The 12181-nt window shown below is 39.1% G+C and carries 10 protein-coding genes; 6 read left to right on the top strand and 4 right to left on the bottom strand.

The window, feature by feature from the left end; translation table 11 throughout:
• The first annotated feature begins 88 nt into the window (after positions 1–88).
• From B1C82_RS11660 to B1C82_RS11635, 6 genes are all read left to right on the top strand, one after another.
• Positions 89–610, top strand: coding sequence for a hypothetical protein (locus B1C82_RS11660; RefSeq protein ID WP_086447728.1), 522 nt, complete (start codon positions 89–91; stop codon positions 608–610).
• A gap of 35 nt (positions 611–645) precedes the next feature.
• Positions 646–1485: an LIC_13355 family lipoprotein gene (locus B1C82_RS11655; protein ID WP_086447727.1), complete on the top strand. Its 840-nt coding sequence runs from the start codon at positions 646–648 to the stop codon at positions 1483–1485.
• 71 nt (positions 1486–1556) lie between these two features.
• Positions 1557–2600, top strand: a complete 1044-nt coding sequence (gene cobT, locus B1C82_RS11650; protein ID WP_086447726.1) for a nicotinate-nucleotide--dimethylbenzimidazole phosphoribosyltransferase — start codon at positions 1557–1559, stop codon at positions 2598–2600.
• Positions 2601–2655: 55 nt separating this feature from the next.
• Positions 2656–3468 (top strand): adenosylcobinamide-GDP ribazoletransferase, encoded by an 813-nt coding sequence (locus B1C82_RS11645; RefSeq protein ID WP_086447725.1) that lies wholly within the window; start codon positions 2656–2658, stop codon positions 3466–3468.
• Entirely contained in the window at positions 3453–4094 is a 642-nt protein-coding gene (locus B1C82_RS11640) for a histidine phosphatase family protein (protein WP_086447724.1), read from the top strand. The genes B1C82_RS11645 and B1C82_RS11640 overlap by 16 nt, the downstream gene beginning before the upstream one ends.
• Positions 4095–4187: 93 nt before the next feature.
• Positions 4188–5276 carry a vWA domain-containing protein gene (locus B1C82_RS11635; RefSeq protein WP_086447723.1) on the top strand — a complete coding sequence of 363 codons (1089 nt, stop codon included), beginning with the start codon at positions 4188–4190 and terminating at the stop codon, positions 5274–5276.
• A gap of 4 nt (positions 5277–5280) precedes the next feature.
• On the opposite strand, the gene B1C82_RS11630 is transcribed toward B1C82_RS11635, so the two are convergent.
• The 4 genes from B1C82_RS11630 to B1C82_RS11615 all read right to left on the bottom strand — a co-directional run bounded on the left by B1C82_RS11630 (position 5281) and on the right by B1C82_RS11615 (position 12168).
• Positions 5281–6939 carry a mucoidy inhibitor MuiA family protein gene (locus B1C82_RS11630; protein WP_086447722.1) on the bottom strand — a complete coding sequence of 553 codons (1659 nt, stop codon included), beginning with the start codon at positions 6937–6939 and terminating at the stop codon, positions 5281–5283.
• A gap of 8 nt (positions 6940–6947) precedes the next feature.
• Positions 6948–9053 carry a mucoidy inhibitor MuiA family protein gene (locus tag B1C82_RS11625; protein WP_086447721.1) on the bottom strand — a complete coding sequence of 702 codons (2106 nt, stop codon included), beginning with the start codon at positions 9051–9053 and terminating at the stop codon, positions 6948–6950.
• A gap of 119 nt (positions 9054–9172) precedes the next feature.
• Complete coding sequence (locus tag B1C82_RS11620; RefSeq protein WP_086447720.1) at positions 9173–10465, bottom strand: sterol desaturase family protein; 1293 nt, start codon at positions 10463–10465, stop codon at positions 9173–9175.
• A 137-nt stretch (positions 10466–10602) separates the two neighbouring features.
• Positions 10603–12168 (bottom strand): OmpP1/FadL family transporter, encoded by a 1566-nt coding sequence (locus B1C82_RS11615; RefSeq protein ID WP_086447719.1) that lies wholly within the window; start codon positions 12166–12168, stop codon positions 10603–10605.
• Between the last annotated feature and the right edge of the window lie 13 nt (positions 12169–12181).

The raw sequence follows: 12181 nt of genomic DNA, 5'->3' as shown, positions 1-12181 counted from the left end.
TCGGATCTTTATTAGATCAATGATCGACTAACGTTCTTTTGCTTATAATTCTTTTTTCGCGACATCCGGCAGAAATCTAGGAGAGAAAATGAGAAAAATCAGAACAAAAGCGATAATCCTTCTATTCGCTTTATCATTAATCAACACAGCTTGTTTTGAAACGGAAAAATCAGAATCTGATAATACCGCGATCCTCGCAGCAATTATCCAAGCCAATTATATTGAAATCGCCGGTTCATGGCAAGTTGGCTTTTATTCCGGTGGATCAGACGGAGGAGTTTACGATACTGCTGCTATAACTGCTAAATCCTGGATTGAACAAGGCGGTCAAAAATTAACTGTCGTAGAAGTTGATAACACAAACAGAAAACTATATTATCGCTCTTCTGCGGACGATGCTTTCAATCCGAATAAATACGGAAGAATAGATTGGACCGCAATTCACAGTAATTCTTGTCCTTCAAGCGCTGCTCGTTGTTTTGAATATTGCCAAGCTGTCTTCGGGAAAAATACCTTAGCAGAAGCAAAAAGCGATGCAACTACAACTGATTCTTCCAACTTTAAATCTGCCGGATGCTCAGGATTCGGCTGGAATTACATGATTCCATAATCATTTGTTAAAACTTTAAAGGAGAGTCACAATATATGAAATTGATAGTGAAATTGACATTTTTCGGAACCTTCATCTTTTTCTTTCTCATAGGTTGTGACAGCTCCGGAACCAGTACTGATCTAACAGGACTATTATTGACCGGACAGAATTCAATTTCTAGTTCTGAAAATTGTCCTCCTGGAACTATAGACCCGGAATATTTTTTAGCAAATACAATAGTTAGCGCGCCTGGCAGTAATCCAAGCATTCGATACAAAGATCCAGTAAAAGCGATCAATGGAGTTTGTGGAGGAGGACAAAACTCAGGTGGTATAGACGTTTATACCATGGGTTCTGCGGATCCTAATAATTTTTTGATCCTTTCTTGGAATGGAGCGACTGTGACTAACGGTACTGGCGTTGACTTTATCGTTTTCGAGAACGGCTTTCAGCAACAAGGCTCTATAAATTACTTCATTGAACCAGTAATCGTAGAAGTGAGCTTAGATGGGACTAACTATTGCGGATTCAATCCTCAATATGCTGGAGCTGCAAGTCCTGCAAGTTTGGATCCAACAGATTGGATACGATTTGGAGGAGCAAGTCCAGTCCTATGGAATATGCTTACTTATCCACTCACTCCTGAGGAAATTTTTCCCGACCCATTTGTTGCAAATGCGGGTGGAGACTCATTCGATCTGGATGATCTAACATTAGATGCTCGATTTGCAAATGGGTGCAATTCTACAGTTCTTTCCAATCTGCAAACAAACGGATTCAAGTTTATTAAACTATTGAATGCGAAAGGACAATCTACATTTCCAAGCCCTGTAGGAAGTTTTGACGGAGGCCCGGATATAGACGGAGTCATCGCAAAATCCGTGACCCCTTAACCTAAAACCGAAAAGGATCTTCTGATCTCTTTTAGTTTTAACATTTTAAATTTTTTACAAGTGAAAACAATATGATCCGCCCAAAAGATGTGTACCAATTGGACTTAGATAAATCATTACGCAACAAAATAGACACCAAGACGAAACCATTAGGCGCCTTGGGAAAATTAGAAGATCTAGCATACCGAATAGGTACAATACAGAATACAATAGATCCCGTATTATCCAATCCTCACTTACTCGTATTTGCAGGGGATCACGGACTCGCAGACTCAGGAGTTTCTGCCTTTCCAAAAGAAGTTACTTATCAGATGGTATTAAACTTTTTGAATGGAGGAGCCGCAATCAATGTATTCTGTAAACAGCATGGAATCAAATTGCTTGTGGTAGATGCAGGAGTTTCGGGTAACTTCGAACAATCTCATCCTGATTTTATACCCGCCAAGATCGCCGCCGGGACCAGAAACATTCTGAACGAAGCAGCAATGACAAGAGAAGAATGTGAAGAAGCAATCCGTATCGGTGGAGAGATTGCAAGCACTAAGGTTCCAAAAGACTGTAATGTGATCGGATTCGGCGAAATGGGAATCGGTAATACATCTAGTGCTACTCTACTCGCTTCCGTATTTTTAGATCGTTCCGCAGAAGATCTTACAGGCAGAGGAACTGGTCTTGACGACGAGGCTTTACAGCGTAAAAAAAAGATCCTATCAGAATGCAGAGCAAAACACCAAGTAAATCCAAAAGATCCGATTGAAGTTCTATCTAAGCTTGGTGGTTTCGAGATCGCAATGATCTGCGGAGCAATGCTTTCGTCCTATAAAGAAAATCGTTTAATCTTGGTAGACGGTTTTATCGCAAGCTCCGCATTCTTAACGGCTTCCAGAATTGAACCTAAGATTGTTCGTAATGCAGTATTCGCTCATAAATCTTCCGAACAAGGTCACAGACTGATCTTAGAATTTTTTGATGCAGATCCAATCTTAGATTTAGGGCTTCGTCTAGGAGAAGGTACAGGATGTGCGCTTGCCTACCCTATCCTTGAGTCCGCATTGGCTTTCTTAAGGGAAATGGCAAGCTTTGAATCGGCTGGCGTTTCCGAAAAAAAAGACTAAGAGAAGATTAAATTCTCGCTGCCCGAATCTGAGGAATGAATAAGTTCGTCTTTGCATGTTTGGATTTATCCGAAAAGAACTGATTATTTTTCTTTCCTCCGTTCGTTATAATACTCGTATCATTGTTCCTTCTTGGGTTGAACATTCGGAGGATTATCTTAATTCTTCCTCCAGATATTTTCCCCTGGTGGGATGGATTGTTGGAACTGCAACATGGTTTGTACTATGGGTTGCCGATCTTTCTTTGACCTGGGAAATCAGTATCGTTTTAGCAATGGCTGTTTCCGTTCTAGTTACCGGAGCTTTTCACGAAGACGGATTTACAGATGTATGCGATGGGTTCGGCGGAGGTTGGACTAAAGAGAAGATCCTAGATATCATGAAGGATAGCAGGATCGGCGCCTTCGGAACGATTGGGATCATACTTGTACTTCTTCTTAAATTCGTTTGTTACAAATCTTTAGAAGAGTTCTCTATAGAAGTATTGTTCATAACGATACTTTCCTCTCATTCTTCTAGTAGATTTTGGGCACTATTTACTGCAAAAACGCTCCCCTATGTACGAGAAGATCAACTCTCCAAGGCCAAGCCAATTATCCAAACTTTAAAAACTTCTAATGTGGTTATAGCGGGAATATGGGGATTAGCCCCATGGTTTGCATTTTTGCATAACGAATACCTACCTTCAGATAGAGTTTTTGGATTTTTGTTATATCCATTTCTTTTACAAACTTTCGGATATTTATATCTAAGAAGTTTTTATAAAAAATGGTTAGGAGGATATACAGGAGATTGTTTGGGCGCAGTCCAACAAGTTACTGAACTATTATACTTGATCGGAATTGTCGCTGCATGGAAATCTTTTTAGTCAGACATACAACTCCAGAAGTAGAACCGGGAACCTGCTATGGTAAATCGGATCTAGGACTTCCTTCCAGTTTTGAAAAAGAAGCGGAGAACATTCTGAAATTACTTCCTGAAAAAGTACATTCTATCCGGACCAGCCCTTTATTCAGATGTTATAGTCTCGCAGAATATATTAGCAAACATATGGAATCGAAATCTATCACACCTGCTTGGAAAGTGGACTCCAATATTCAGGAATTAAATTTCGGAGAATGGGAAGGTCGTTTATGGGAAGACTTACCAAGATCGGAAACGGATCCCTGGATGGAAGATTATGTAAACAGAAAACCTCCTGGTGGAGAAACTTATTCTGAATTGAAAACCAGGATCTTGAACTCTTGGGAAGACGGTCTTCAAGAAGCAAAGATTTGGGAAAATCTAAAAAAAGAAGAAGGTGATCACTCTGAATACAAAACGATTTGGGTTAGCCACGGAGGACCCATTCGATGTTTATCTTCAATCGTATTAGGTTTTCCTTTAGAGAATTCATTTAGATTGGTTTTAGAATATGGATCTGTTTCTTGTTTTAAGATCCGCTTCGGAGAAATGGGATCTTATCCTCAGTTTGTTTATTGGAATAAAAAATAACTCTCTTCCAAATGAATAAGACATAAATAGAGAACCGGAACTCTAAGGTGTTTTTATTTTTATCCGATAAGGAATATAGTATTCAAACTTCTCATGTTCTCTTTCCGAATATTCAGATCTAAATCTACTTTTAATAAGGAAATATTAAAATATATTCTTCTAGTTTCTCTAATTCCTAGCTCTTCTATTATCGCTTCAGATACATCACCCGAACTCGCAGTACCGGGACAACCTGAAACTGCAAAACTATTCATCTTAGATGCTAGCGGTTCTATGAATGAATATCTTGGTATCTATCAAAAGGTACATCTTGCAAAAAAGTATGTAAGGCATTACGTGGATAGACTTCCTGAAGAAACAGAAGTTGGTTTTATCGCGTATGGAAATCGCCTTCCAGGTTGCCAATCTTCTAGACTTTATCAACCTTTAGAGAAAGGTAATCGTCCGGGTTTTCAGAACAAACTTTTTGGTCTTACTCCTTCCGGTGCCACTCCACTTGCTGAGTCCATTCGAATTGCTGGAGATTATATTGTACGCAGGAAATCTCCAACTGACTTGATCTTAGTGACTGATGGAATAGAAAGCTGTTATGGAAATCCAGAAAAGGAACTTCAAGTCCTACAACAAAAAGGTATAAATTTTAAAATGCATATCTTCGGCCTTGGCTTGAAGCCTGAAGAAAAAAGAGTCATGCAGTCTTTGGCGAAAACAGGAAACGGAAAATATTATAATGTGGGAGAAGATAGCGACTTCTTTCTCGCAATGGAAGATCTTTTAAAACAAGAACCTATCTCCAAAAGGACGGAACTAGAACCCGAAAAACGTAAACCTAAGATCAGAATTGTAGGTATCGAAAAAAAACAAACCGATTCAGAAGAGAATTTTTATAGAGTAAAATTTGTTTTTGAAAACTCGGATTCTGATAATCAGTGTGTAATCTTAAATTTGAAGAGAAGAAGTTCAAGTTCTTCTAAAATACAAAACTGGAATCCTCAAAGAGCTGCAGAACCAGAAAGAGTCGAACGAACTGAGCAGATCTGTTTCCAATCTAGAAAGGGAGAAGGGGAATTTCAGATTTCTGCTCCTGCACATCTTCCATTAAACTTAGAATTGGAACTTTGGGACACAAAAGGTATCCCAAGTTCCGTAGACAAAAGTGGAGAAAGAAATTTAACAGAATAAGATCTTAAAATGATCTTAAAAAGTCCAAATTTTGGTGATTCGGATAAGTTACTTTATATTCTAACTTGATCTCTTTCTTTCCAGAAGGAGGGATTACCAAACTCCACTCAATAATTCCAGAGTTAGCGCGATATTCTTTTGAACCTGGAGTACTTGTCTCCTGATTTACTTCAACCTTTACACTTGCAGATTCAGAAATGGGGATCTGTTCTCTTACGATCACAGTTTTACTCTCTTTGCCAAAATTTTCTAGACTTAGATAAACCTTTTTCTCCATTACCTTTTGAGTAGAGATAAGTCCTTCTTTTGTTTGGTTCCAATCCTTTCTATAAGAAAGTCTTAAACTACCTTCTGTACCAAGAGAGACAGATAGATTTTCTTTCGGAGAAACATAAGAAACTTTTGTTCTTCCTACAAGACCTGAACTTCTGAACAAAGAAACTTCTCCAGGAAGAATAGGAAATTCTCCCATGTTCTGGAACTCAGCTTCCAATAAAGGAAATGGTTTATATCTTGGGGAAGCCACAGTTTTTACCTGAATAGGCGCACTAAAAGATAACATTTCGAATTTTCTGGATTCTTTTTGAGAAGCCAAAGTAATCGTCTTGGGAAGCCTAAATAAAAATCCGCTTCCTCTTTCACTCGAAGGAGAAGATTCTTCTGCAGAAGGAATATTCGATTCTTCATTTGGCATTTGTGCTGCCCCAACTGCTTGAGTCTGGTTAGTGAGAATTTCTTGTTTAGAATCGACTTCTACATCAAATAATCTTAATGGACGAAGCCTGTCCCTTCTTAAAGATAGATCCGGCCTGGTGGTAGAAAGTAAAAGTTGCACTCCTCTCCAGTCTTCTCCAGATTCTTGTCGGATCTCAACTATATACTCCAACTTTGCTTTGGTTAAAGAATCATCTGCAGTTAAAATATATGCCGGTCTCCAATCTGCATTTGGAACTAAATAACTCAAACGAAGCTCTACATTTTTAGCCTCAGAACTTGTGTTTACGATTTGGACCCAGGTGGTGCGTGTACTTTTTTCTGCCTGGGATAATAAGAGTGAATATTGCGCTCTAGCCTCTTCTAGTTCTGTTTGCACCTTACGCTTGGATTTTTCTAATTTCTCCCAAGATGCAAAAATAGAAACAGCTTCGTCTCTCGTCTTTTTCAGATAAGTTCCCCAGTTTTTTCCATCTCCTTCTACCCTTCCGTATAGAAGATTTCGGCCGACAACATCAGAAACTTTTTTACGCATCTCAGATAATAGATCCTTTTCAGCTCTTAGATCATTCTCTTTTGCTAATAGACTTTCTAAGTCTTTCTCTAACTGCTGAACTTTTTTCTGGAGTTGAGCGACTTCCGGATTAGAAGCGGCAGTACCTTCTTCTTTCCATGTTCTGGAGCCAGTGACCTCAACTTGGGGAGAAGTTACTGCTGCTGTTAATGTTTCTTCTAATAGGGAAACCGGAAGATAGGAGATCTCAATCTTATTTGCTCCTGGTTCCAATTGAACTCTTCCAGATCTCAAAATCTGGGCCGTTCCTTGGTGAACAGTTACCTCTTTAATAGGAAGACTGAATTCTTTTCCAAATATAGGAAAAGAAACTAAAGCGAATATTAATATGAATTTAACAATTGAAGAATACATTAGTTTTTTATAATCTTTCATGATAAGCCTCAGTAAGAATCAGAACCAGGAGTTTCTCTCAGGATATTGTCAGCAGGATAAGAGACTGTGTATTCGAATTGAATTGTTTTACGGGAATTCGCTCCTATCTCAAACTCATAAGTTAGAATTCCATCATCTGTTTTTGATTTAGGAGTATCGGTGCCTGCTGACCATTCCACTTTTACACTATCATCGTTTGTATAAGGAATACGATCGATCAATCTAACAGGAACAGATCTACGCTTATTATTTTTAACAGAGATAATGACTCTATAACGGATATTCTTTTTACGAGAAATAATCCCTGACTTATCATCCAGCTTTTCTTGTTTTCTTTCCACCTTGATATCTCTATCAGGCCCAAGCTCCATTTTGATTTCTTGGCCAGGCTTTAAAGTGGAAACAGTAGTCGTTCCTAGAAGATTTTCCCCCGAGTAAATTTCCAGAGGTCCTGCGAGCAAAGGTTCTCTTTCCGTATTCGAAGAAACCACATTTAGAAAAACTCCGTCGTTTGTAAGCGGAGAAGTTTCATATCCCGGACGAACAGTGATATTCCTTTTGCGAAGAAATACCCGATTCAATGTACGATCAGAAGGAATTTTTTCTCTAGATTGAGCAATGTATCTAAAATCGAATCCTTCTGATGAAATTCCAGGAGCAATCAATTGGTTTGAATATTTTTTATCAGAACTCAACTGAGAAGATCGATTCAAAAGGTTTTGCACTTCGTTCTCCAGATCTTTTAGCTCTTTTCTAGAACTTTCTCTTAAGCCCGAAAATCTGCGGAGCGCTTCTTTTCCGTACCGAATCGATTCTTCATAGGATCCTTGGTCGAAAGAATATTTCTGGTTCGCAAGTTCCCCTTGGAGCCTGTTCATATTCTCTTCTACACGAAGTGAATTGGACCTATCTTTATAATTTCCTTCAATCAATGCGCGTGATTGCATCAATGGACTATCATTCTTTTCTTGGTAATAGGCATCATCGATCCTCTCTTCCGCCTTACTTCTTTGAGATACTTTAGGTGCAGGAGCTTTTTTCTTAGATTCCTTTTTGGTTTGGATCATACTGCCTGCATTTGCAGAAGGTTTAGAAGGTGCGTCATATTCCTTATCAGCTGGAGAATAATCTTCGTCTCCTGAATATACCGCTACTTCTTTGGAAGCGATCCTATATTCTCTATACTCTGGTAAATCTATATCCTGATTTGGATTCGCTGTAGAAAATTCTAATCGAACATTCTTCCAATCTTCACCTGTTTCGTTACGAACCAAAGCATGCCAACCTAACTCTGCTTCTTGTCCATTTGAATTTAGCTCCAAAGTATAACGCGGATACCAATTTGCTCCTCGGATCAGGTACTTATATTCAAAAGGAAAAACATTTGCAGAATCGGATTCCACATCTAATCGGATTTCCTTTCTACGAAGTGTATCCCCTTCCGCAAGGTGAGCAATCTTAGTCGTTACAATATAAAATTCTTCTCTGATGCGATCTAGCTCCTCTAACTTTGCCAATCTAAGTTTTGTATTATCTTCAGCGAGTTCAGCATATGTTTTTCGAAAGGAAGTAAAATTCTCAGAGTCAATCTTCTCCACTACTCCGTCTTGTTCTCTAATTGCAGGTTTGATAGATTTGATAGAAGCTTCCCAGTCCAAAAGGTCTTGTACCTCTCTAGACTTTGTGCTTAATGCCAAGAGTAGACCTTCTTTCCTCTTTTCTAACTCTTCTGCTTCTTGGGATTTTTTTCTTCTAGAAGCTTTTTCAGAAACTCGGATCCCTTTGATCTTAAATTTCTTATTCTGATCAGTGAATGTAATGATTACACTCTTGTCCAAGGAAGCAATCGGAACTTCTCCCAATAAAACTTCTGAAACTCCGGCAGGAAGTTTTACCTCGGATTGTCTTGTGACGTAAACTAAATCGGAATATAGTAAAACAGAATCAATTCGTGCATAGGAAACGGAGATTGGGGACTTAGAAGCCTTCTCCTCTTCCGTTATAGCAGTAGGTGTATCACTCGCAGAAGGATCGGACTCTTGGGCGTAAAAATTAGTCCCTAACAAAATCAAAAAAGATGCAGCAAGAACCGAATAAGAAAAACGAAAAATCATAGGTTCTATGTGGATACTTGCCGAAACAAAGTTCGTCAATTTATTTTCAGAACCATAAAAAAAGCGCCTTCATTGAAAAGGCGCTTTTTAACTCTAAAAACTAGCTCAAAAAACTGGACTTAAACTGTTTTAGGCGTGTATCCTTTGATGCTGAAAAACCTTTTCTGAGAAACCAGGAAGCCTCCCAATACAAAGAATGAGATCAATGCAACCTGCTTCATTAACTCAGGAAGATATTTTAAAGTTTCTGTTGGGAGAACAGCAGTCAATTTTTCCACATGAGTGAAATCAAAAGGATACACATAGGTTAGCGTAGCTATAGAAGCCAAACGAACCAGCTCAGAAATGATCCCTGAAGTTTTTAATTCAAAAATTGCACCTATATTCCAAAGAGTCCAAAGAACATAAAAACCTAAAGCACACATTTCAAATAGAGGTAATTCTTTTTTAAATTCTATATAAACCATAGAAGCGCCCAATCCAAAAAAGAACTGAGTGATCGAATACGCGAGCAGTGTATAAGGAATATGTGTATTAAATTTTTTGTACGTCGATCTATTGATCTCCGGAGGAACCACTGATTCTCCAAGATCTTTTGGCATCCAACCTGGAGGTTTGATCCAAACTAAAAACTTATCCTTCCAGCTTTTAGTTTTCCAGGAAAGAAGGAATAACTCTTCGAAATAATGGAACTGTGTCCAAAGTGGGCTCCAGGTTTGCATAGGTTTTACAATCCCAAAGATAGGTTCTTCTTCTTCCTCTTTATATGATCCGAACATTCTATCCCAAATCGCAAATGTTCCTGCGTAATTCTTATCAATATACTTAGGATCTCTTCCGTGATGAACTCTGTGTTGAGAAGGAGTGTTAAAAACCAACTCGAAAATTCCCAACTTAGGTATTGCTCTAGTGTGAAGCCAAAACTGGTATGCAAAATTGATCTGTATACAGAGAAGGAACATGATAGGTGGGAATCCCATCAAAGCGAGAGGAAGATAAAATGGAAGCGAGAATGTATTCTGAGTTACTCCTTGTCTTAATGCCACTGTAAAATTATAATCTTCGCTTTGGTGGTGAGACACATGCGAAGCCCAGAAAATATTTATCTCATGACCGAATCTATGATACCAATAGTAAAAGAAGTCCGCGAGAACGAAACAGGATACCCAACCAATCCAAGAGTCATTTGAAATATTCAATATTCCAAATTTTGCATATACCCAGGTATATACAGACATCAATGCCAGAGTGATAAACACTGTAAAGATCTGCATAAAGATCCCAGCTGAAAGATTATTGATCGAGTCCTTAAAACGGTAGAACGGTTTGTCTCCGAAAACGGAGTAAAGTAGCTCTACAACTATCAAAACGAAAAATACGGGAGTGATCAGTTCAATGATATTCTTTTCCATCTCTATTACCGAGTTTCGACTATCTCTGTAGCGATCATTCGGTCAAGAAAAAGAACCGAGGCGGTTTTTGAATTCCGCCTCAGATGGAGCTATTAGATAACAAATGTTATTTCATTCCCCGAAAATGGGGAGGAGGGTTAGAAGAATAAGCTTACAGAGAAGTTTAGTGACCAGATATATCCGCCGTAATTATAGCTCGGATTCCTCTCAGTTGGGAGATATTTATTGATCTCCACACTTCTCAACTGTTGGTTCGTGATGGCCAAATCGAAAATCACAGGATTTTTCAATCTGTCTTTCAAGAACGCGAAATTTCTTCCGTTGAAGATATAAGAAACACCGACGGAGTAGATCATCCGATCGTTATCCATCCAGTTATTTTCTCCTGCATAATGAGGAACAGGGCTAGGTCTTTTTCCAATACCACCTCTGAACTTCAAGAAAGGACGGAAAGCATACTCTGCTCCCATACGAACGTTTGTTGTATCATGGAAATCAAGAGGTTCTGAATATTTTTCCTTAATTCTAGAAAGTTTATACAAACTCCAGATCTCCCTGTTTACATCTACGTTTAATAAAAGTTTTTCAGTCGGTCTGAATCCTATCCCGTAAGACCAAACTCTTGGGTTGTACTGATCCAATAAAGCCAGATCGAAATCCAATTGGATTCCTAAAAGAGTTGTCTGGGCACGAGCAGGAATCGGATCCGCAGACAAATAAGTTTCTCTCTTGTACGAGACTCCGGCACTCCATTTACCATAAGTGAATTGAAGTCCGTAAGTAGGGTTAATGATAGGCTTTAAGGTTAATACCACTTGTGAGTTTGCTTGTACTGGATCTGGAGAGATCGGAACATCTTTTAATAAGATCGCACCGGAACCACCTGCAAGAGCAGTGATACCGACCCCTGCAAAAAGACGGTCTTTCCAAAGTTCAACACCGACCCCTGCCATGATGGTAGGGCGTTCATTACTTTTTCCTGATTGAAGGTATCTAGGAACAGTAGGGTTCTGATCATTTACTACCATCAAGTTTCCGGAAGCAGGAACAATAGCGTTCAATCCGAAACGAATGGTTCTACCTATATCGAAAATTTCGTTTAGGTTCATTGTAAAACCCAAACCAACATAACTGTCGTCAGGATTCTTAGTGTTCTCATTCTTAGGAGCGTTGTTTTTTAATGTAGGGTTCGCGTAGGTCCCTAAGAAAGACACTTCATGATAAGGACGGTTCGGGCGAAGAAGAGGTTGATAAGTGAACATCCCCTTTCCCATATTCGCAAAACCGTCTCTGAAATTAAACCAAGCTTTTTTGTACCATTTATCAGGAGGTGCACCTGCTTCGGTTTGAGGTTCAGTGTTAAGTAAAGGACCTTCCTGAGGAATAGGATTACCATTAGCATCCTTGGCACCTTCTCCATTAGCAGCTGCTTCTTTCTCTTTCTCCTTTTGTTCAAATTGAGCGATGAATAAATCCGCTTCGTTCAATCTTCCCAAACCGGCAACATTATAGAAAACCGCAGATGAGTTGTTCACGGTAGCTGTAACTGCACCCGCCATACCGGCTGCACCCGCATGGGCACCATAAATATCCCCGTAACTACCGGCAGTCAGCTCAGATGTGCTGACTCCTAATATCCCCAAGACCGCGAGGATAATCCTCGATCCGGAGATAATTTTTTGACTATAAGCTCTGTTTCGCATTTTCCTTCCTGCT

This window comes from Leptospira venezuelensis (assembly GCF_002150035.1).
Taxonomy (GTDB): domain Bacteria; phylum Spirochaetota; class Leptospiria; order Leptospirales; family Leptospiraceae; genus Leptospira_B; species Leptospira_B venezuelensis.
This window is presented reverse-complemented; position numbering and strand designations above follow the sequence as displayed.